Annotated in this window: 22 protein-coding genes; 12 read left to right on the plus strand and 10 right to left on the minus strand. The window is 40.2% G+C overall.

Features of this window, described 5'->3' with window-relative positions; translation table 11 throughout:
- Window positions 1-92 precede the first annotated feature (92 nt).
- Complete coding sequence (locus MST18_RS14100) at window positions 93-2,453, minus strand: Tex family protein (protein ID WP_180132745.1); 2,361 nt, start codon at window positions 2,451-2,453, stop codon at window positions 93-95.
- Between the two features lie 335 nt (window positions 2,454-2,788).
- Between MST18_RS14100 and ompR the strand changes: the two genes are divergently transcribed.
- The 5 genes from ompR (at window position 2,789) to MST18_RS14125 (ending at window position 8,367) form a co-directional block, all read left to right on the plus strand.
- On the plus strand, window positions 2,789-3,553 hold the full coding sequence (ompR, locus tag MST18_RS14105) for a two-component system response regulator OmpR (RefSeq protein ID WP_078189809.1): 765 nt from the start codon (window positions 2,789-2,791) through the stop codon (window positions 3,551-3,553).
- Between the two features lie 247 nt (window positions 3,554-3,800).
- Window positions 3,801-5,261 (plus strand): ATP-binding protein, encoded by a 1,461-nt coding sequence (locus tag MST18_RS14110; RefSeq protein WP_180024744.1) that lies wholly within the window; start codon window positions 3,801-3,803, stop codon window positions 5,259-5,261.
- Window positions 5,262-5,467: 206 nt separating this feature from the next.
- A complete protein-coding gene (locus MST18_RS14115) occupies window positions 5,468-6,985 on the plus strand; it encodes an acetyl-CoA hydrolase/transferase family protein (protein WP_078189851.1) in 1,518 nt (505 codons plus the stop codon).
- A gap of 127 nt (window positions 6,986-7,112) precedes the next feature.
- A complete protein-coding gene (locus tag MST18_RS14120) occupies window positions 7,113-7,532 on the plus strand; it encodes a GNAT family acetyltransferase (protein WP_078189811.1) in 420 nt (139 codons plus the stop codon).
- A gap of 148 nt (window positions 7,533-7,680) precedes the next feature.
- On the plus strand, window positions 7,681-8,367 hold the full coding sequence (locus MST18_RS14125; RefSeq protein ID WP_180022688.1) for a DsbA family protein: 687 nt from the start codon (window positions 7,681-7,683) through the stop codon (window positions 8,365-8,367).
- 76 nt (window positions 8,368-8,443) lie between these two features.
- Here MST18_RS14125 and MST18_RS14130 read toward each other — a convergent pair whose 3' ends face one another.
- Window positions 8,444-8,644, minus strand: coding sequence for a dodecin family protein (locus MST18_RS14130; protein ID WP_067761311.1), 201 nt, complete (start codon window positions 8,642-8,644; stop codon window positions 8,444-8,446).
- A gap of 237 nt (window positions 8,645-8,881) precedes the next feature.
- Here MST18_RS14130 and MST18_RS14135 point away from each other — a divergent pair, with 237 nt between their 5' ends.
- From MST18_RS14135 to MST18_RS14160, 6 genes are all read left to right on the plus strand, one after another.
- A complete protein-coding gene (locus MST18_RS14135) occupies window positions 8,882-9,130 on the plus strand; it encodes a glycine zipper domain-containing protein (RefSeq protein WP_218948552.1) in 249 nt (82 codons plus the stop codon).
- 234 nt (window positions 9,131-9,364) lie between these two features.
- Window positions 9,365-9,553: a hypothetical protein gene (locus MST18_RS14140; protein WP_180132746.1), complete on the plus strand. Its 189-nt coding sequence runs from the start codon at window positions 9,365-9,367 to the stop codon at window positions 9,551-9,553.
- Between the two features lie 351 nt (window positions 9,554-9,904).
- Window positions 9,905-10,084: a hypothetical protein gene (locus MST18_RS14145; protein WP_078189814.1), complete on the plus strand. Its 180-nt coding sequence runs from the start codon at window positions 9,905-9,907 to the stop codon at window positions 10,082-10,084.
- An 11-nt stretch (window positions 10,085-10,095) separates the two neighbouring features.
- Window positions 10,096-11,235 (plus strand): hypothetical protein, encoded by a 1,140-nt coding sequence (locus MST18_RS14150; protein ID WP_180132747.1) that lies wholly within the window; start codon window positions 10,096-10,098, stop codon window positions 11,233-11,235.
- Between the two features lie 96 nt (window positions 11,236-11,331).
- Window positions 11,332-11,544, plus strand: coding sequence for a hypothetical protein (locus MST18_RS14155; RefSeq protein WP_180132748.1), 213 nt, complete (start codon window positions 11,332-11,334; stop codon window positions 11,542-11,544).
- A gap of 98 nt (window positions 11,545-11,642) precedes the next feature.
- A complete protein-coding gene (locus MST18_RS14160) occupies window positions 11,643-12,782 on the plus strand; it encodes a hypothetical protein (RefSeq protein ID WP_306669430.1) in 1,140 nt (379 codons plus the stop codon).
- 82 nt (window positions 12,783-12,864) lie between these two features.
- On the opposite strand, the gene MST18_RS14165 is transcribed toward MST18_RS14160, so the two are convergent.
- The 6 genes from MST18_RS14165 to MST18_RS14190 all read right to left on the minus strand — a co-directional run bounded on the left by MST18_RS14165 (window position 12,865) and on the right by MST18_RS14190 (window position 19,059).
- Window positions 12,865-13,125, minus strand: coding sequence for a hypothetical protein (locus MST18_RS14165; RefSeq protein WP_180132749.1), 261 nt, complete (start codon window positions 13,123-13,125; stop codon window positions 12,865-12,867).
- A 153-nt stretch (window positions 13,126-13,278) separates the two neighbouring features.
- Window positions 13,279-15,198 carry a molecular chaperone HtpG gene (gene htpG / locus MST18_RS14170; RefSeq protein ID WP_180024740.1) on the minus strand — a complete coding sequence of 640 codons (1,920 nt, stop codon included), beginning with the start codon at window positions 15,196-15,198 and terminating at the stop codon, window positions 13,279-13,281.
- Between the two features lie 117 nt (window positions 15,199-15,315).
- A complete protein-coding gene (locus tag MST18_RS14175) occupies window positions 15,316-15,663 on the minus strand; it encodes a lysozyme inhibitor LprI family protein (RefSeq protein WP_078189819.1) in 348 nt (115 codons plus the stop codon).
- A gap of 161 nt (window positions 15,664-15,824) precedes the next feature.
- Window positions 15,825-16,412, minus strand: a complete 588-nt coding sequence (locus MST18_RS14180; protein ID WP_180024739.1) for an OmpW family protein — start codon at window positions 16,410-16,412, stop codon at window positions 15,825-15,827.
- A 306-nt stretch (window positions 16,413-16,718) separates the two neighbouring features.
- Window positions 16,719-18,086: a Na+/H+ antiporter family protein gene (locus MST18_RS14185; RefSeq protein WP_180101526.1), complete on the minus strand. Its 1,368-nt coding sequence runs from the start codon at window positions 18,084-18,086 to the stop codon at window positions 16,719-16,721.
- Window positions 18,087-18,183: 97 nt separating this feature from the next.
- A complete protein-coding gene (locus MST18_RS14190) occupies window positions 18,184-19,059 on the minus strand; it encodes an alpha/beta fold hydrolase (protein ID WP_180132750.1) in 876 nt (291 codons plus the stop codon).
- Between the two features lie 128 nt (window positions 19,060-19,187).
- Between MST18_RS14190 and MST18_RS14195 the strand changes: the two genes are divergently transcribed.
- Complete coding sequence (locus MST18_RS14195) at window positions 19,188-19,670, plus strand: DUF4442 domain-containing protein (protein WP_180054258.1); 483 nt, start codon at window positions 19,188-19,190, stop codon at window positions 19,668-19,670.
- A 50-nt stretch (window positions 19,671-19,720) separates the two neighbouring features.
- Here MST18_RS14195 and MST18_RS14200 read toward each other — a convergent pair whose 3' ends face one another.
- Window positions 19,721-20,077, minus strand: a complete 357-nt coding sequence (locus tag MST18_RS14200) for a DNA transfer protein p32 (RefSeq protein ID WP_078192840.1) — start codon at window positions 20,075-20,077, stop codon at window positions 19,721-19,723.
- A gap of 130 nt (window positions 20,078-20,207) precedes the next feature.
- The gene (locus MST18_RS14205; protein WP_078189825.1) at window positions 20,208-20,750 is read right to left on the minus strand and encodes a hypothetical protein; all 543 of its coding nucleotides are present in this window, start codon (window positions 20,748-20,750) and stop codon (window positions 20,208-20,210) included.
- Between the last annotated feature and the right edge of the window lie 44 nt (window positions 20,751-20,794).

Consider the following 20,794-nt stretch of genomic DNA (forward strand, 5'->3'; position numbering starts at 1 on the left):
TTCGAAGTTTAAGATTCAGCTCATTTATCTTTGATAGGCCGTAATAGAAATAAAAAAACCTCCCATTTGGGAGGTTTTTTAACAGTTAAAGATTACTTCGAACCTTTAATCCCTGCTTGTAATAACAATGCACCTAAACCACCAATTTTATTTTCTTGTGGTTTCGCTGCTTGAGGTTTTTTATGACCTTGTGGGCGGTCGCCTTGAGGACGAGACTGCTGTGGACGTTTCGCATGTGGCTTACGCTCACCGCGTTGCTCTTGCTGTGCATTGTCACGACGTGGTTGACGTTGTGGTTTTGCCGCAACAGCGCCTTCAGCACGCATAGACAAGTTCACTCGGTTACGTTCAACATCGACATTTAGTACACGAACTTGAACAATTTGACCTGGTTTTACGACTTTGTGCGGATCTGCAACAAATTCATTTGCAAGTTCAGAAATATGCACTAAACCGTCTTGGTGAACACCTACATCAACAAATGCACCGAAGTTGGTTACATTCGTAACCACACCTTCAAGCTGTAAACCTTCAGTCAACTGCGCCACTTCAGTAATGTCTTCACGGAATTTAGCCGTGCGGAACTCTGGACGTGGGTCACGGCCTGGTTTTTCAAGTTCAGATAAAACGTCCTGAATCGTTGGCAAACCAAATTGGTCATTCACAAATTCTTCGGCGTTTACTTGGCGAATAATTTCAGTATTACCAATAATATCTTTGACGGTGGTTGCTTTCGCTGCCACAATTTTTTCTACTAAACCATAAGATTCAGGGTGAACTGCAGATGCGTCCAATGGTTCAGAACCATCTTGAATACGTAAGAAACCTGCTGCTTGTTCAAAGGTACGTTCGCCTAAACGAGGTACTTTCTTCAAACTTTGACGGTTATCAAAACGACCATTTTCTTTGCGGAATTCAACAATTTGCTGTGCAATCGCTTTGTTTAGACCCGCGATATAACCCAAGATTGCAGATGATGCTGTGTTCACATCTACACCAACTGAGTTCACGCAGTCTTCAACTACTGCTTCTAGTGTTTTTGCCAAACCGGTTTGGTTCACGTCATGTTGGTATTGACCCACACCAATCGATTTCGGATCAATTTTCACAAGCTCCGCCAATGGATCTTGTAAACGACGTGCAATCGATACAGCACCGCGGATCGATACATCTAAATCTGGCAATTCATTTGACGCCAATTCAGATGCTGAGTAAACCGACGCGCCTGCCTCAGATACTGACACACGAATCAAGTTCAAGTCTGTATTTGCTGCCATCATTTCAGCCACAACCGCTTCAGTTTCACGGCTTGCAGTACCGTTACCAATCGCAATTAATTCAACATTGAATTCGCGGCAAAGGCGCGCAAGTTCAGCAACTGAACCAGCTTTATCTTCTTTCGGGGCAAACGGGTAAATAGTACTGTGTGCAAGTACATCACCTGATGCATTGACAACAGCCAATTTCACACCCGTACGGATACCAGGGTCAACACCCAGAGTGGTACGCGCGCCTGCTGGTGCAGAAAGTAATAAATGACGTAGGTTTTCAGCAAATACATCCATCGCTTCAGCTTCGGCAGCCAAACGTTTTTCAGTCAATAATGAATGCTCAATAGCAGGACGTACTTTGCCCAACCAGAACAGTTTTGCTGTTTGTTTTAAGAAATCTGCACGCGCTTGTGGCTGAGCTGTTTCTATATTGTATTCAGTTTCAATACGAACCAATGGTGCTTCATCTTCACCATCGACTTTTAAGCCCAAGACATTTTCTTGACGGCCACGGAGCATCGCCAGTAAACGGTGTGAAGGGACTTTGTTTAAGCTTTCAGAGAAATCAAAGTAATCGCGGAATTTTTTACCGACTTCCTTTTTCTCATCACTTGCAACTAAACTTTTCAACACTGCAGTTTTCGCAAATGTCGCTTTTAGCTCAGTGGTTAATGCAATATTTTGTGCCCAGTCATCAATTAAAATGTGTTGAATCGCGTCTAATTGGCTTTCAACATCAGCATAATCTTCATGACTAAAACCAGCTAAAGCTTCGGTTGGATCAACCGCTTCATTAAAGATTTTTTCAGCGATTGGGCCTAAACCCGCTTCTTTGGCTTTAAATGATTTACTTGTACGTTTTGGACGGTACGGCGCGTAAATCTCTTCTAAAGCATTTTTCGTTTCTGCTGCATTCACACGAGCAAGTAAGTCATCAGATAACTTGTTTTGTTCTTTTAGAGATTCGATTACCTTTTCACGGCGCTCAAATAAATCACGCAGGTAAGTCAGACGTGTATCGAGCTGACGTAATTGAGTATCGTCCAGACCTTGCGTCACTTCTTTACGGTAACGTGCGATAAATGGAACACTGGCACCTTCATCAATGAGCTTGATGGCAGCTTCAATTTGATTTGGACGTACGGCAATTTCTTTTGCCAACTGCTGAACTAAGTCAGTCATCGTATTAGATCCCTGCAAGGATAAGTTCTAAAAGCCATGATTATAAAGACCAAGACCATAAAATCCACAATTGTTTTTATAAATTTATTCGTGGTTTTTAATGCCAATTCATCTCAAATACACATTTTTTTACGAAACTGACTATGAAACAGCAAATTAGCGAGACTTAGACAAGCAAACTGATTCGAACAACATGTATACATTTGGTATCTATGTCTTGATTTTAACTGCAATATTTGTTGCTTTAGAGCATAGTAAATTTATATAAATGAATCGTATACTCAAGTGAAATCGACTTTTTGTTTACGATGACAATAAAGAATAAGGAGCACGTCATGAGTTTAGTTGTACCTGCTGAAAAAACAGATGCCGTACAAGCCGAAACCGACCGAGTCGAACGCATTCTGGTTGTCGATGATGATGTGCGTCTACGCACCCTCTTACAACGCTTCCTAGAAGATAAAGGTTTTGTGGTCAAAACCGCACATGATGCGACTCAGATGGATCGTCTGTTGCAGCGGGAACTCTTTTCCCTGATTGTGCTCGACTTTATGTTACCTGTTGAAGATGGCTTGAGTATTTGTCGCCGTCTGCGCCAATCTAGCATCGATACCCCAATCATTATGCTGACCGCTCGTGGTAGTGATTCAGACCGTATTGCTGGACTTGAAGCCGGTGCAGATGACTATTTACCAAAACCATTCAACCCGAATGAGCTTTTGGCACGTATTCGTGCCGTATTGCGTCGTCAAGTGCGTGAAGTTCCGGGCGCACCAAGCCAACAAATGGAAGTGGTGTCTTTTGGTCCGTGGTCACTCGACCTGTCTACTCGTACATTAACCCGTGAAGGTCAAGTCGTCACATTAACAACGGGTGAATTTGCTGTACTTAAAGCATTAGTTCAACATCCTCGTGAACCACTGACACGCGACAAGTTAATGAATCTTGCTCGTGGTCGTGAATGGGGTGCTATGGAGCGTTCAATTGACGTTCAGGTTTCTCGCCTGCGTCGTTTGGTTGAAGAAAACCCAGCACGTGCGCGCTATATTCAAACCGTTTGGGGCGTAGGTTATGTTTTTGTTCCAGATGGTGCTGAATAAGCTATAAAATAAGACCTGAGAATCGAGTCACCGTACCTCATGTCCGGAAATGCCATTCGCTGCTGTCCGAGCCACTTGAAATTGAATGAATAAAAGTAATGTGCGCGAGTTCAGCGAATGGCAAAAATTTTGGTTACTTTTTTAAAAAGTAACATAACGAACTCCTCCCAAAAAACGTTCCAGCAGTAAGATTCCATCGCAAAGAATAAAAACTGCCTTTCAAAAAAATTTGCTTAAAGGATTCTGCGTGAAACTCGAACCCATCGACCCACAGGAATTTACCGACTACGTTACCTACTCCGAAAAAAAACGGACACCTTGGGAACGCTTCCTCGATAAAATCAAACCCCGCTCTGCAGCCATGCGGACCACCGTATTGGTCTTATTTGTGGTGTTTTTTAGCCTGTTTATGTCCTTATGGTTCTTTTGGCGCACACTCTATTTACCCGAAATTCAACAACATGCTCGTTACCTCGCGGTCGAACTTGAAATCATTAACAATCCTGATTTACGGATTTTTCATAACAATGCCGAAGTGGATGTCGACGACTGGATGCGCAACCGTGTCGGGATCGAATATGTGACCGATCCGAAAGAATTCCCCAACGTCAAAGACAAAGTCATTGCAGAGTTCTTTACCAATCAAATTGAAAAGAAACTGGCCAAAGAAATGCGCATTGATAATGCGACCGTGTATTTCCAATTTAAACCTGACCCACGCATCTGGATTCAAACTCCAGAAATGAATGGCAACTGGGTTCGCGAGCCTTTAAAAACCTATGCCAACTATAGCGCAGAGCTGATTTTAGGCTGGTTATTGGGTATTCCGCTGATTGCTGGCATCATTATCTTAACCTTGGTTCGTCAGCTCAACCGTCCACTAAAACGTTTACAAGATGCGGCAAACAACTATAGTAAACAAGGCACTGCTCCTTATTTAGAAACCAACCATGGGCCACAAGAAATCCGTGAAGTAAACCAAGCCTTTAACCACATGGTCTACACGCTGGAACAAACTGAACGTGATCGTCGCATCATGTTGGCCGGTATTTCCCACGATTTGCGTACTCCGCTGACCCGTATTCGACTCAGCGCAGAAATGATGCCTGATGATGACTTCCTAAAAGAAGGTCTGATTTACGATGTTGAAGATATGGATGCGATTCTGAATCAGTTCATTTCGTATATGCGAGATGGCTCTGATGAAGTTCCGCAAGATACTGATTTAAATGCGCTATTGCAGGAATTAGTGATTCAATTTAAACCTTTAGATATTCGCTTTGAACCCCAAGACTTACCGATTATTCAAGCACGTAGCCTGTCCTTAAAACGACTAATAGGCAACTTAATCAATAACTCAAAACGCTATGGTGCCGAGCCGATTGAACTGTCTACCGAATATGAAGGTGACCATATTCAAATTCGCGTTGCCGATAATGGCGAAGGGATTCCTGAAGACCAAATTGAAGACCTGATGCAACCTTTTGTACGTGGTAATGATGCACGTACCATTCAAGGCAGTGGACTCGGTTTAGCCATTGTAAAACGTATTGTGGATATTCACGAAGGTCAACTTTCAATTCACAATCGAGCAGAAGGTGGACTCGAAGCGATCATTTCTTTACCACTACAAAAACTCGAAAATGATGAAATATTAAACAACAGCCCATTGGAAAAAATTAAGCAAAGTTTAACTGAACGCTTTTAACAAGCGTTCAAAAAAGCAACGAACAGTTTTGTTCAATCCTTAATCATTGGTATTTTTAACTTTATTATTCATCAACTTAGAAATCATAATAAAATCTTATACCCACATTTTTTCAAAAAATTAGACCTTAGCCTAACAGGGATGCAAAATGGCTTTTTTGATCGGTACAATCCGTATCAGTTTTGAGAATTTCACGAGAGTATATGATGTCTTTAGATCGCATCCGTTTAGCTGCCCTTCACGACAAAGTTATCAGCGCAGAAAAAGCTGCTGAATTCATTCAGGATGGTATGACGGTAGGTATGAGTGGTTTCACACGCGCAGGTGAAGCGAAAGCTGTACCTTTAGCGTTGGTTCAACAGGCTCATGCTAATCCTCTTAAAATTACCCTAATTACTGGCGCGAGCTTGGGTAACGATTTGGACAAAAAATTGACTGAAGCAGGTGTTCTTGCTCGTCGTTTACCGTTCCAAGTAGACAATACATTACGTAAAGCGATCAACAAAGGCGAAGTAATGTTCATCGATCAGCATTTGTCTGAAACAGTTGAACAAATGCGTAACCTTCAGCTTAAAAAGCCTGATGTAGCAATTATTGAAGCTGTTGCGATCACTGAAGATGGTGGCATCATCCCTACAACTTCTGTAGGTAACTCTGCAAGCTTCGCAATTTTTGCTGAAAAAGTGATTGTTGAAATCAACACCAACTTAAGCCCAGCATTTGAAGGCTTACACGATATTTATATCCCAACATATCGTCCAACACGTCAAGCTATTCCATTGACTCATGTTGATGAACGTATTGGTACACATGCAATCAACATCGATCCTTCAAAAATCGTAGGTATCGTATTTAACAACGAATTGCATGACTCTCCATCTACAGTGACTGCCCCTGATGATGAAACTCAAGGTATTGCAAACCACCTTATCGCTTTCTTTGAAAAAGAAGTAGAAGAAGGTCGTTTACCGAAAAACCTAGGTCCATTACAAGCAGGTATTGGTTCAATTGCAAACGCAGTATTGACTGGTCTTAAAGATTCAAACTTTGAAGACTTGATCATGTACTCTGAAGTACTTCAAGACTGTACATTTGAATTGATCGACGCAGGCAAAATGAAATTTGCTTCAGGTTCTTCTATTACGCTTTCTGCGAAATATGGCGAAAAAGTATTTAATAACCTTGAACAATACAAAGACAAACTTGTATTACGTCCACAAGAAATTTCTAACCACCCAGAACTTGTACGTCGTTTAGGTATCATCGGTATCAACACAGCACTTGAGTTTGACATTTACGGTAATGTGAACTCAACTCACGTTTGCGGTACAAAAATGATGAACGGTATTGGTGGTTCAGGTGACTTCGCACGTAATGCGCACTTGGCGATCTTCGTGACTAAATCAATTGCAAAAGGTGGCGACATTTCTTCTGTTGTTCCATTTGCTTCTCACGTTGACCATGCAGAACACGACGTTGACATCTTGGTTACTGAACAAGGTCTTGCTGACTTACGTGGTCTTGCTCCACGTGAACGTGCTCGTGCTGTAATCGACAACTGTGCACACCCAAGCTACCGTGCAGCATTGAACGATTACTTCGACCGTGCATGTGCAAAAGGCGGTCAAACACCTCACCTTCTACGTGAAGCATTGTCTTGGCACATCAACTTCGAAGAGAACGGCCATATGTTAGCTGCTCAACCTGAAGTGAAAACTGCTTAATTGACAGTGAACTAAAAAAACGCTCTTCGGAGCGTTTTTTTATGGCTTTTATTTTTCAATATGACTTATCAAGTCTGCAAAACTCGACTAATCTAAATTGGTCAAATTACATGCTAAAACAAAAATTATGTTTATTATCCGCCCCTATCTCGAATCTGATTTAGACGATGTGATTGCACTTTGGGAACTGTGTGATCTGACCCGTCCATGGAATAATCCTGAAATTGATATATTTCGAAAACTAGCGCAACGCGACCAATTATTCTTGTTGGCAGTCAAAGATGATCAACTGATTGCAACTGTGATGGGTGGCTATGATGGACACCGAGGCTGGGTCAATTATCTTGCCGTACATCCACATTTTCAACGTAATGGCGTCGCTACCGCCCTCATTCAACAATTAGAAAAACGCTTAATTGCTTTAGGCTGCCCAAAACTTCAATTACTGATTCGACAAGACAACATTGACGTACAAAATTTTTATGAACAATTGGGCTATGAAGAGGTTGAAGTGATTTGTTTGGGTAAACGTTTAATCACGGATTAATCGTTAGACAAATCTTCATTCAATCCTTGTAACAAAATCAAAAAAAACCGACATTGCGCCATCGAAACAAAAATGGATTGCATTGCTTGGCTTTAAATTTTAGGATTTGCCCCCATCATTTTCCCAGAACATAGAAAAGAGATTTCCCATGCGTGTAGATATCTGGTCAGACGTGGTTTGCCCATTTTGTTATATTGCGAAAAAACGCCTTGAAGCTGCTGCCGAAGAATCGGGTGTAGAACTTGAAGTGTTTTGGCATAGCTATCAACTTGATGCAGATGCGCCCGCTCGTCTAGAAATTTCTAATACTGAACGTCTAGCTCAAAAATATGGCCGCAGTATTGAAGAAGTAGAGGAAATGCAGCGCAATATTGCCGAAATGGCGAAAGCTGAAGGTATTGAATTTAACTGGCAAAAAGCCAATTCAGGCAATACTTTCAACGCGCACCGCTTGATTCATCTTGCACAAAGCAAAGGTCTCGGCAGTGAAGCCAAAGAAGCTTTCTTCTATAGCTATATGACGCAAGGCTTGGCCATTGGTGAACGTGAAACCTTAGAAGACGTTGCATCTCGTATTGGTCTAAACCCTGTTGAAGTCGATGACTTATTAGACTCAGATGAATTTGCTGATTTCGTCAAATACGACGAAGAAGTAGCACGCGATCAACTTAAAGTTACGGGTGTACCGTTCTTTGTATTTGAGCAACGCATTGCTTTAGCAGGCGCTCAACCGAAAGACGTGTTTAAACAAGTGATGGACAAAGCTGCGGAACTTCCTGAGCTTGCTCCTACACCTGTCTGTAATGATGAAAGCTGTGAAACACCTGAAAAATAATTCAGCGTGTTCAATCAAAAATCCCCGAACTTCGGGGATTTTTTATGATCAGTTTTTAACTTCAATAAAATGAAACTTATTCAACCAAGAAGCTGATTTTTAAGTTCACTCGATATTCCGCAATTTTATTGTCTTTCACCACAACTTTTTGTTCATTAATCCATGCACCCTGAACGTTCTTTACGGTTTCAGTGACTTTATTAATTCCCGTTTGGATGGCATCTTCAAAACTTTTTGTGCTACTTGCATTTACTTCAACGACTTTAGCAACAGACATTGTATTTATCCTCATTGTTATGATTTTGAATCTTCATCATATGATTAAGTCACTTATTTTGGTTATTTTTTAAACATCAAAACAGCAAAATATTACATGTCTTACACAGGAGTGAATTCCACTTCGAGGGATTACAAACTGACCATCATTTATTACATGCTTTCTGTTTAAGCCAAGGCCACTACCGATTAGGCTAAAAGCTTCATTCTTCAAACGATCATGCTCGGGAGTAATGTCATGACTATTGAACCTCAAGCAACTTCTGCTGAAACCGAACTATCTACCAATACACCCCCTCAAACAACCACCAACAAGTCCCAAACAGGGAAGAATAGCTTTCTCTCACGTTTTTCTCCGACCGTCAAAGGTGCTGCGATCGGCGCTGTTGCAGGCAGTATTTTGCCTGTTTTTGGTACGATTAGTGGTGCCATTATTGGTGGTATCGCAGGCAAAGTCTATGAAAAGAAATGTGCCAAACATTCATAGATTTTTCATCTATATCTGAGTGATACGCCGCTGTCACTCAGCCACTAAAAACTCTAGAGCAATAACTCTAATATATTGTTTTATATAAATATTGAATCCTACCATTTATCTTGTGTTGCCGAATCGATCATTTTTAATTGATTATTTTTTGATATTATTTTCACATAAATTCAAGTGATTAATTTTCTCCCTGACTCAATTTTTGAGTTACTAATGATTGATAGGAATACACAAATGAACGCAATCAAATATGCTATGGCTGTTGCTGTGATGGCGCTTTCTGCAACTGTTTCTGCACAAATCGTTTACGTACCAGATTTTCCAGTAAAAAAAGCTGTAGTTGCAGAAACTGCCAACGCAGAGAGCCAAGCTCCAGCTGCTGATACAACTGAAGTTGTAACAAATACAGAAAAAAAAGCTTAATTTTTAGCTGATTTTTCTATAAAAAAACCGATGGCTCCCACCATCGGTTTTTTATTTTCTGTGCCTTTTCTTTGAGCTTTATTCTTTACTTAACATTAAAAATGAACTTCTAAAAGCGCTCGATCGCTAATGATGACTTCAAAAAAATTGAGCAAACCATACCGCTATATCTTTTGCAAAACCTATCTTTAAGCTAATGATTTGGTATTATTTTTAAACAAAATGCGCATTAATTGTCATATTTAACGCTTAATTTGTAGAAGCTGACATTTATTTCCATGTTTTTTTTAATGAAATCTCTATAATCAAATGAACTAATCGACTTCTTTATTTTTAAATTTACATTGTCCTATGCAAGAACTTCAGGCACTGATACAAGGAAAAATTTCACCGCAGGTTATCGATATTGAACGCCTGATTGAATTGGCCAATACATATCGAAACCCGAATTCGGCTGAATATAAATTAGTAGAACTTGCAACCAATATTGTATTGGCTAAATATTTAGAAAAAGCACAAAAAGTCCTTTAGGAAGCGGACAAATGAATTTACAAGAGAAAGTACAATTAATAAAAGAAATCCATGTACTTACCCATCAACTTGAACACCGTGCTTTGAGTTTTTATGAAACTGCGCTTTCTAAACGTCGGATTCATGAAATTTTTGCCTTATGTGACGAACCGATTTTTCAAAAGCAAATATTAAGTTATCGCGCATTAACTGAACCACAGATGGCTGCCACTGAATTTGCCAAACAAACGCCATATTCATGGTTATTTCGTGGCTATTTTAACCATGACGCTGCACTCGAAAGTGCTTTATATCAATATCCAGAGATGGGTTGGGCCTTGCTGCATGACCATGAGTTAGGTTGGCAAGTTTGGATGATTCCAGCCAAACAGCGCACGGCGTTACTTAGTGAATGGGGCAATTTCAGTGAATGCTATGATTGGTTAATTGAGCAACAACAGCTATATAAATGTTTAATCAGTGATATCGATCTACGTCTACATGCAGTACGCCTAAAGGACGAAGTCAGCACAGCACCAAGCACTGTTGCAACAAGTGTGGATGTCCTACTGCCAATTGAAGCGATAAATAAAGACGGATCTGTCGATCTAGATCATTGCGATAAGCAAATCAATGAAGCAGATACGTTGCTTGATAACTCAAATACAAATAAACCAGAGCTTTCTGCACCTGATACCGTTCCTCTTGTTCAAATTGAGCAGCCAACACATGCCCCATCGGAGGAAAATCTCAACTCGACAATGGCAGGCGTTGAACTTCCTGAACAGGTTCAAATCGCTCAATATACCGCTCGCGTTCAAACGCTGCAAAACATCGATGCGCAATTGGCCTTGTATGAATTGCAGTTTATGGATCAGCCTGAACTCACAACACAGCTTGATGTTCTATTGCATACGACAGATGGTACAGATTGGAAAAACCAGCCACTGTATTTAGCAGAGCAAATCAATACCGAAGGTCGCTTCATCAAATATCTCTTGTTGTTTGGTGCTCAAACGCAAATGGAAGCCATTCGACTCTCTCAACTGTTTTGCCAACAACATCAACATGAACTTGCCGCGATTAAAGTCATGACATGGGACAATCTAGAGCAACTCTGTGCTGCACCTGATCAGCTCTATCAACAGTCTCAGCAGGCTGAAATGATTTGATCGCAAAACGACTATTATCCATTTATCCCGGCACAGTTAATTCATACGCAAAAATTCATTCATTTTGATGAACCTGAACCGACGCTACATACCCCGTTGTTGTTATTACAAGAACGTCAAAAAATACGGTTAATCCACGGTCAAAAACGCCTGACTCTATCGCGTACTGAACAAGCCCTTCCCTATTTGATCCTCCATCGACAGCATGGTTTAAATTGGCAAAGCATCCAAAATGTGATCCAACAATTGTCTCAACCCATTGATGTGATTTCGCTTTATCAAGCACTTAAGCAAATGACCGAAGATTAATTGCATTTATTTTGTAGTTTGGCTTGCATTTATCCGACAAAAATAACAAAACTACAGATGCAGGATACTCAGATGATAATTAAATAGAGCCAAAACATATGCATAAAAAACAACAGTACTTTATTCGGACTTTGCTTTTTTCCGCATCAATGAGCTTGATGTATCAAGTTGCTTGGGCCAATGAAACTGAGGGGCAACATTCGCAGGATGTGCCTGCAACCGAGCAAAGTTCACCGTATATCATGCCAAAAACCTATGATTTTTTAGATCAAATTCCACGTTGGATTGATGCAACACCGACCTTCTTACCTGAACAATCAGATCACCCCATTGTTCCGACAACAGAACAAACGGAAAATAATAGCTGGACCGATCGACAACAGAAGAAAGTCCGAAATTGGGCAGATCGAACGGCCGTTCGCATGGATAATTGGTTTGGGCAAAGTGAGCCTGATAAACCAGCCAATGCTACCCTTAGGGTGATTTTAGACAACAGTTGGAATAAGCACGATGAATACGAAATTAAGCCACGTATTCGCGGTAAAATTAAGCTTCCCACTTTAGAAAAAAAATTGAGTGTGGTCTTTGGTGATGACTCACTTGATAATGAATTAGAAAATAATGCTGCAATTACCAATGAAAACCCTGCGGGGCGTAGTGATAAAAATTATGACAATAAGCAAACCCGTGAAGATAACAGTTCGCTCGCGTTACGTTGGTCAGAAATTTCAGATCGACTGCCCTTCGAAACTGACGTTGATCTAGGTTTACGTTCTGGTGATGACCTATATGTCCGCTTAAAAGCAGCTAAAAAATGGCAACTCGACAATGATTACAGTTTTTTAGCCGAACAAATTTATCGTTATGGTATCGATAGTGAAAATTATCTAAGAACCAATTTAGAATTAACCCATGCCCGTCCAGGCCAACCCTTTATCTCAAACCAATTCAACCTGACCTATGCAGATGCACAGGATGATGATCTGAAATGGGATAACTTCAGTTACCGCCAACACCAATTTTTTAAAGGTAACCGATTCAACTACGGCCTATATACAGGTGGTTTTTACAATAACGATCAACTGCGTTTAAACAGTTGGGGACCCTATGTATCATGGCGACAGCCCTTTCTGCGCGAATGGTTTTATATCCAAGGTGATCTCAACTACCTCAACAACCATCGTGACGATAAAAGCCACTTTGTGGGCGCCTTAGTGCGCCTTGAAGCCTTGTTCTAGAACCCGCTATTTCACAGCGAATAAAAAGCCCATCTCAACAGGATGGGTTTTTTTTAAATAACTCAGCTTCAATTTTTCTTAATCACCGTACACGATCATTACGTACAATACTCGGCTGTTTTTCAGCGACTTTTTTCACTTTAGGAAAACTATACTGAACACGATCATTTCGCATCACACGGCGACTATCTACAAAAGGATTAATATCATATTGTGCGATTTGTTTTGAAACCTGCACACGGTCATTACGCACCATTTTTTGCTTAGCGCTGTCTGCCTGAGCAGATTGCATGAGGCCCATAGAGAGCAGCGAGCCCATTACAGCGATCACTAAAATTTTCATCTTAAAATTCCCAATACTTAGTAATTGTTATTATAGATTAATTATTTATTTTTAATTTGTTTTAAAGATTAAAACATGGACGTTTTTATTCATGTGCTCTATCGAAAAACCAAATAAAAAACCTCCCGAAGGAGGTTCATTTCATATCTACCGTTACTTCAGCAATAAGCTGTTAATCCGTTTGATGTATTGGGCAGGATCTTCGGGTAAACCGCCTTCAGCAATCAACGCTTGATCGAAGATCACATTCGCCAAATCATCAAATTGCGCTGAACCTTCTAATTTTTGTACCAACGGATGGGATGGATTGATTTCCAAGACTGGTTTTGACTCGGGAACCGCTTGTCCTGCTTGTTTTAGCATACGGACCAGTTGCGGTGATAACTCACCCTCAGCCACCACCAAACACGCAGGAGAGTCCACTAAACGTGTTGTTACACGCACTTCAGAGGTCTTATCTTTTAACGCATCCGACAGTTTTTCAACAACAGGTTTAAACTGCTCAGCAGCTTCCTCAAGTGCTTTTTTCTCTTCAGCATCTTGTAGATCACCCAAATCAACTGCACCTTTCGATACATTCTGTAATGGTGTTCCATCAAACTCAAAAACAAATTCCATCGCCCACTCATCCACTCGTTCAGTCATGAGCAGCACTTCGATACCTTTTTTCTTGAACAATTCAAGTTGTGGTGAGTTTTTCGCAGCATTTAAACTATCAGCAGTCACATAGTAAATTGCCTTTTGGCCTTCTTTCATATTGGCTTTATAGTCTGCAAATGATGTTTTCACTTCATCATTATTTGACGAAGCAAAGCGCAATAATTTTAGAATACGCTCACGATTCGCCATGTCTTCGCCTAAGCCTTCTTTTAAGACTGAACCAAACTCAGCGTAGAATTTTGCAAACTTCTCTTGATCAGCAACATCTTCAGATTTCGCCAAACCATCTAGCACCGTTAAAATACGGCGGGCGTTACCTTCACGAATCGTTTTAACGTCGCGACTTTCTTGTAATAATTCACGGCTTACATTAAGTGGTAAGTCTGCGCTATCCACCACACCTTGAACAAAACGTAAATAATTTGGAATCAAATTATCCGCATCATCCATGATAAATACACGTTTCACATACAGCTTAATTCCTGCTTTAGCTTCACGTGTGAAAATATTGCTTGGTGCGCGAGATGGAATATAAAGTAACTGTGTATATTCCGTACTTCCCTCTACACGGTTATGTGTCCATGCAAGCGGGGCTTCAAAATCATGGCTCAGGTTTTTATAAAACTCAGTATATTGTTCTTCACTGATCTCATTTTTATTACGCGTCCATAATGCACTTGCTGAGTTAATCGCTTCCCATTCATCCGTCAGTACATATTGACCAGGTTTTGCTTCTTCGCCTTCGGCAGCTTCCTCTTGTTGCCAAACTTCTTTCTGCATCTCAATTGGCAAACTAATATGATCAGAGTATTTATTAATAATCTGCTTAACTTTGTAACGATCTAAATAATCTAAAGCATCCTCGCGTAAATGCAAAATGATGTCGGTTCCACGTGAAGCCTTATTAATTGGCTCTACATCAAACTCACCTGTACCATTACTAACCCAACGTACCCCTTCAGCGGCATTTACCCCAGCACGACGTGATTCCACTGTAATTTTTTCAGCAACAATAAAACCTGAATAGAAGCCCACACCAAATTGACCAATCAATTGTGCATCTGACTTTTGATCACCCGTAAGCTTCGACATAAAATCTTTAGTGCCAGACTTAGCAATCGTACCCAAATGATCAATCGCTTCTTGTTGTGTCATACCAATACCATTATCCGAAATGGTAATTGTCTTCTGCTCTTTATTTAAATGAATACGCACATGTAAATCTGGATCATTTTCATAATATTCAGGATGGTTAATGCCTTCAAAACGTAATTTATCGCAGGCATCAGATGCGTTTGATACTAACTCACGAAGGAAAATTTCAGGATTTGAATATAAAGAATGTGTTACTAAATGCAGTAACTGAGCCACTTCCGCTTGGAAGCTGTGTTTTTGAGATTGTTGTTCGCTCATCAGTCTCTCCGTTCATACTGAGTAAAATTATCAATTGCCTATATGAATGGAGGGACTTCACTATTTTTCAATAGTGTGAATGGAAAATTTTTATTCTGTCGCACTAAATTTTAAGGTTTAAAAAGGTCCTTGTTTATAAACGCGGTCCATGTAGAGATCCAGTTTTTGCTGCCGCATTTTATATACATCACTTAAACAACTGACATTGTCACGGCACTGATCGCGTAGTTGTAGCCATTTAATTTGTTGATCTTGAATTGCACCACGTGTCCCCATGGGAACTAAATGACGAATAATCGTATAGGTCGTGGCCATTTTGACATCGGCATCATTAATACTCCGGTTATCACAAACCGCATGTTCGGTAATGGTTTTCGCCTTTTTACAATCAAAACTTGCGGCATAACTTGTCGAAATAAAATAAGCACTGCCCAAGACCAGCATACCCTGAATAATTTTTTTCATCGTCTTTTCTCTTCTTTCAACTTGCTGATTTATTTCGACTCTAACAGTTCCACCTAAATTTTCTATTGCCTATTTGTTCAATTCGATCAACTGATGAATGGAATATGCTGCATAAAAAAAACCCTGCCTAATGGCGGCAGGGTTTTAAGATCAGTTAAAGCTTAGAATTTGTAGCTATAACCAATTGTATACACCATAGGATCGATATCTAAATCGAATTTACCGCCACCTAATTCATCAATTAAAGTCACTTCAGGGCTTAATTGAGCATAGCGAGCATCGAAGTATACACCCCAGTTTTTCGCATCAGCTGGTTGGTAATTAAAGCCGACTTGACCTGCAAAACCAAAATCTTCTTTTACATTTTTAGCCGCGCCAGATTCATCCCAAGCAACAAATGCTGTACCACCTACACCAATATATGGTGTAAAGCGTGTTGAATTTTTAAAGTTATATTTTGCAGTAATTGTCGGTGGAAGATGCTTAATTTTAGCAGCTTTATCACCATCCAAAAGTACATCATGACCAATTGGAGTAGCTAAAAGTAATTCAGCTGAAATGTTGTCATTAAAGAAATATTCAACCGATGGTGTAAATGCTAACTCATCATCCGCTTTTACTGTACCTAATGCGGTTTCAGTGTCACCTGTTGGAGAAATTACAGAACCACCAACTTTAACCTGCCATTGACCAGCCATCGCTGAAGCAGACATACCCAATAATGCAATAAGAGCAGCTTGTTTTAACATTTTTAAGCAACCTTCTAGAATGAATAATTAATATTAAACATTAGTATTAAAATTATGCAATAACATTATTTAATAATTTATTACACTATTATATAAGTTATTATTAATTAAATATATTTATTTTAATCAAAGTATAAAGGTTGGTTTTATTTATCAACCATTATAATTAACTTAATATTTAAAATATACCAACCATTTTAATCAGAATTAATCAAATGAATGATTTTAAACCAACTAAATTCATCAGGTTTAAATAATAAAAAAGGCGATTATATAATCACCTTTTTATTTATCTTTGAAAATTTTTTAGAGTACCATTGCGGCAATCCAACCAAAGATCATTAATGGAATATTGTAGTGAATGAAGGTCGGGACCACACTGTCTTTCATGTGGTCATGCTGACCATCCATATTAAGACCTGATGTTGGGCCTAAAGTTGAGTCTGATGCCGGAGAACCTGCATCTCCTAAAGCTGCTGCTGTACCAATAATGGCAATCGTTGCCGCTGGGCTAAAACCAAATTGAATACAAAGTGGTACATAAATAATGGCCAAAATTGGGATTGTTGAGAATGAAGAACCAATACCTAAGGTAATTAATAGCCCTATCAATAGCATCCAAAATGCAGCTAAACCTCGGCTGTTTCCAATCCATTCAACCGAAGCTTGTACCAGTATTGGTACTTGATTCGTAGCCTCAATCACAGATGCAAAGCCCTGCGCAGAAATCATAATGAAACCCACCAGTGCCATCATGCGCATACCACTGATAATGACATCGTCGGCTTCTTTCCACTTAAAGATACCTGCACAGCTTAAGATCGCAACACCAACGAGACCGGCCAAAATCATCGACTCAGATATGACTTGAACAGAAAGCGTAGCAACCACTGCAACCGCAGCCATAATCAAAGTAAATTTAGCGACTTGTGGTTTACCATTTTCATCTGCTTTTACATCAGATGAGATGGTGTGCTGTGATTCCTTAATCTGAACGTCAGCATACTCTCGTGGTTTACGGTAGCTATAAAAAACAGCAATTAATAAGCCAACAAACATCCCAAATACTGGAATTGCCATAGCAGTTGGAATTTGATCATAGCTGATGTTGAAACCGTATGGCTTACCAAAGTTATTGATGTTTTGACCTAAAATATCATTAAGGAAAATAGCACCAAAACCAAAAGGTACCAGCATATAAGTCGCCACAAGACCAAAAGTCAGAACACAAGCAATCAAACGACGGTCAAGTTTTAAATGATTAAATACGCTGAGTAATGGTGGAATTAATACTGGAATAAACGCAATGTGCACTGGAATCACGTTTTGTGAACATACGGCGGCTAAAGCGATAGTAGCGAAAATTACGTATTTCACGCGATTCTGGGCTTTCACATTACTGTTACCTTTGAGTTTAGTAATGAGTTGATAAGCCAGTAAATCTGGCAAACCTGAACGCGCAAGTGCCAAAGCAAATGCCCCCAACACGCCATAAGCAAGTGCGATTTGAGCACCGTTGCCTAAGCCACTATTAAACGCTTCGATGGTGCCATGAATACCAAGACCAGCTAACAAGCCACCTGTTACTGCACCAATGATCAGCGCAAATACAACAGGCACGCGTGCCAGCGACAGTCCAAACATGACTGTAATTGCGGCAAGAATAGCAAACATAAGAAAAAAAGGGAGTCTGACAAAAAACCGTATTTTATCAGAATTTGCTCGCTATTTAGCCCCCTATCGATGAAACTGCCACTGTTGAACGATTTACTTAAAGCTGCTGTGATTGCGCAAATTGAGCGATGTAACTTGCAATTTTTTCGGGTTGGCTCAGCACGGCCCAATGATTGGCATTGACTTCAACTACAGATAAATCCTCAACCCATTTAGGTAATTCTTTAATGTAATCTGGACTGACAAAATTATCATGTTTCAACACAATCGCTTGTACAGGACAGACCGCATGACGTTGTCTAGGCTGAGTTAAGCGGGGAATAAAATTAGCACGGTAAAGCGCAATACCGTGTTTACCATCATGCTGAATATTATGATTCAAAGGCAATTCTTGAGTACGTTCTAAATCATTCACAATTTTTCCCCAACGTTCAGCATTCAAAAAATGCCACGCCGTCGGTGCCAAAAATGGTAATTGGAATACCCCGATGTACCATGACTTACTTAATAATTTGAGTAATTTTTTCTGCTGATGCTTAAAGCTATTTCTGAGCAAAAATGCCGCATGATCCAAACATGGCCCAGAAATAGTTGAATAAGACAAAATACGTGAGCGAAATTTTGGCTCAGTTACCGATTCCCAAGATTGGATAGAGCCCCAATCATGCGCGGCCAAATGAAAACTACGCTCGCCTAATACCGCTTGCGTCACACTATCTAAATCAAGTGAAAGTTGTTCTAAACGGTAATCTCGTACTTTACGGGGCACAGAGGACTGCCCTGCACCTCGCACGTCATAGGTGACGATATAAAATTCATTAATAAGATGTTCAATAACCGGTTCCCATACTTCCTGATTATCAGGATAACCATGAACCAAAACCAATGCCGGCTTAGTTTCATCACCCCATGTCTTCACATAGAGCCGTTGTTGATCTGTGGTATTCACCCATTGCGTATTTAGTGGTTGCATTCTTCTTGTCCTTTTATCGATTCCATCGAATTGACGTTTTATTTGTGAACATGGGCAATGTGATCAATGCCACAGTTTTAAAACTCATTTAGTATGCAAAGTTCAGCATAAAAAAAAATTGACCCAATATGAGCATAATCCAGAAAATAATGACAATGCCTATTGTCTCTAAATTCTTACTCAATCATTATGCCCCTTATAAAGGTGCTGGCATTTCGATTGATAAAATTGATCTCGCCAATTATCACATTCGCGTCAAAATGCCATTAACTCGAAAAAATCAAAATATTGTCGGTGTACATTTTGGCGGTAGTCTATATTCAATGGTTGACCCATTTTATATGTTGATTTTGATGCATCACCTTGGCTCACGTTATATCGTGTGGGACAAAGCGGCAAATATCCAATTTTTATCTCCCGGGCGTGGAACGGTATACGCTGACATCCAGCTCGACCCAAATGAAATCAATCATATTAAAAACTTAGCAGATAACCACGCACCTGTTTTACGGAACTATAGCTTAAATATTTTTGATGAAGCAGGCTTACGTATCGCTGAAATTCAAAAAACGCTATACATTCGTCGCAAACAACCCCGTCCACGCAAATAAAAAAGGCGCTTATCTTTAAGCGCCTTTTCATTCAATTTTATCGGATTGGATTAGCGATTTTGCTCAATTGCAGCACCTGCACCACCACCGATTGCACCACCAATCGCAGCACCAGTGTTACCACCAAAGATACTTTTACCGACTGCAGAACCAATCGCACCACCTACACCACTATATGTAGCATTTCGGTTTGAACCGTTTTGAGTTTTACTACCTACAGCTGCACCAGCGCCACCACCAACGGCTGCACCTACACCACCACCGACATTATTACCCACACCACCACCAATGGCACCACCTAAAGCTGCAGCACCAATACGCTGTTCATTAGGTGACATGCTTTCACAACCAGCAAGCATTAGGGTCGACATCATTGCGACTGCGCATACGCTCATTACTTTTTTCATTGTGATGTTCCTTGTCTTCTTCAATACCTATGATTCTAAAACCATTGTATGAAACAATTAAACATAGCTTGTTACGGCTTGGAGCATAAATGATGCATTTTGTAAAAAATCACGCCTAATCGCTCACGAATCACTCAGGGTTTTCATCCAAAATCATCAAATCTTTTGTGGTTTCACCATTTTCAGTCAGCACAGCATGAGAGAGTTTAGCTTTGCTTTCTGGATCAGTTGCCTGATCTAGTTTTAGCGTGCGTTTAATCGGGTCTTGCCCTTTCTTAAACTCTACGCCTTCTGCATCAATATTGGTGTTTTGACGAATAATCTGACCGTCCTGTTTCACCGTCGTCTTGGTTTCAATTTTAGAGGTCGGGACGATGACGCCACCACGTTGTAGTACTGGAATCGATAATTTCTTTTCAGAAAAATCACTTTGATGATCTGAAAGTTCAATTTCACGTGCCACGATATCCTGACCTTTATTGGTCATTTCTAACACTGTTGCAGTCACTTGGCGTACAGGTTCTTGACCTGCAACACGGCGAATCACTTCTGTTTTTAGTACTGGAACTACAGCTTTATCTTCCACCACAATCGAATTGGGCATAGGTGCAGCAATCGCTGTCAATGAGCTGAATAATGCAGAAACTGCGAATACTTGCTGTGTGAATTTCATCAAAAAGACCCCGTTATGTTTAAGTTTAAAAATCAAGAGATTTG

Source organism: Acinetobacter sp. YH12068_T, from assembly GCF_024606005.1.
In the GTDB taxonomy this organism is placed as follows: domain Bacteria; phylum Pseudomonadota; class Gammaproteobacteria; order Pseudomonadales; family Moraxellaceae; genus Acinetobacter; species Acinetobacter amyesii.

What these genes read in the sequence shown, in the direction of transcription:
- MST18_RS14135 (WP_218948552.1), top strand. Translation starts at nt 8,882, where the DNA reads ATGACTATTGAACCTCAAGCAACTTCTGCTGAAACCGAACTATCTACC.
- MST18_RS14115 (WP_078189851.1), top strand. Translation starts at nt 5,468, where the DNA reads ATGTCTTTAGATCGCATCCGTTTAGCTGCCCTTCACGACAAAGTTATC.
- htpG (WP_180024740.1), bottom strand. Translation starts at nt 15,198, where the DNA reads ATGAGCGAACAACAATCTCAAAAACACAGCTTCCAAGCGGAAGTGGCT.
- MST18_RS14120 (WP_078189811.1), top strand. Translation starts at nt 7,113, where the DNA reads ATGTTTATTATCCGCCCCTATCTCGAATCTGATTTAGACGATGTGATT.
- MST18_RS14175 (WP_078189819.1), bottom strand. Translation starts at nt 15,663, where the DNA reads ATGAAAAAAATTATTCAGGGTATGCTGGTCTTGGGCAGTGCTTATTTT.
- MST18_RS14130 (WP_067761311.1), bottom strand. Translation starts at nt 8,644, where the DNA reads ATGTCTGTTGCTAAAGTCGTTGAAGTAAATGCAAGTAGCACAAAAAGT.
- MST18_RS14145 (WP_078189814.1), top strand. Translation starts at nt 9,905, where the DNA reads ATGCAAGAACTTCAGGCACTGATACAAGGAAAAATTTCACCGCAGGTT.
- MST18_RS14125 (WP_180022688.1), top strand. Translation starts at nt 7,681, where the DNA reads ATGCGTGTAGATATCTGGTCAGACGTGGTTTGCCCATTTTGTTATATT.
- MST18_RS14190 (WP_180132750.1), bottom strand. Translation starts at nt 19,059, where the DNA reads ATGCAACCACTAAATACGCAATGGGTGAATACCACAGATCAACAACGG.
- MST18_RS14205 (WP_078189825.1), bottom strand. Translation starts at nt 20,750, where the DNA reads ATGAAATTCACACAGCAAGTATTCGCAGTTTCTGCATTATTCAGCTCA.
- MST18_RS14165 (WP_180132749.1), bottom strand. Translation starts at nt 13,125, where the DNA reads ATGAAAATTTTAGTGATCGCTGTAATGGGCTCGCTGCTCTCTATGGGC.
- MST18_RS14180 (WP_180024739.1), bottom strand. Translation starts at nt 16,412, where the DNA reads ATGTTAAAACAAGCTGCTCTTATTGCATTATTGGGTATGTCTGCTTCA.
- MST18_RS14195 (WP_180054258.1), top strand. Translation starts at nt 19,188, where the DNA reads ATGAGCATAATCCAGAAAATAATGACAATGCCTATTGTCTCTAAATTC.
- MST18_RS14200 (WP_078192840.1), bottom strand. Translation starts at nt 20,077, where the DNA reads ATGAAAAAAGTAATGAGCGTATGCGCAGTCGCAATGATGTCGACCCTA.
- MST18_RS14140 (WP_180132746.1), top strand. Translation starts at nt 9,365, where the DNA reads ATGAACGCAATCAAATATGCTATGGCTGTTGCTGTGATGGCGCTTTCT.
- ompR (WP_078189809.1), top strand. Translation starts at nt 2,789, where the DNA reads ATGAGTTTAGTTGTACCTGCTGAAAAAACAGATGCCGTACAAGCCGAA.
- MST18_RS14185 (WP_180101526.1), bottom strand. Translation starts at nt 18,086, where the DNA reads ATGTTTGCTATTCTTGCCGCAATTACAGTCATGTTTGGACTGTCGCTG.
- MST18_RS14160 (WP_306669430.1), top strand. Translation starts at nt 11,643, where the DNA reads ATGCATAAAAAACAACAGTACTTTATTCGGACTTTGCTTTTTTCCGCA.
- MST18_RS14100 (WP_180132745.1), bottom strand. Translation starts at nt 2,453, where the DNA reads ATGACTGACTTAGTTCAGCAGTTGGCAAAAGAAATTGCCGTACGTCCA.
- MST18_RS14150 (WP_180132747.1), top strand. Translation starts at nt 10,096, where the DNA reads ATGAATTTACAAGAGAAAGTACAATTAATAAAAGAAATCCATGTACTT.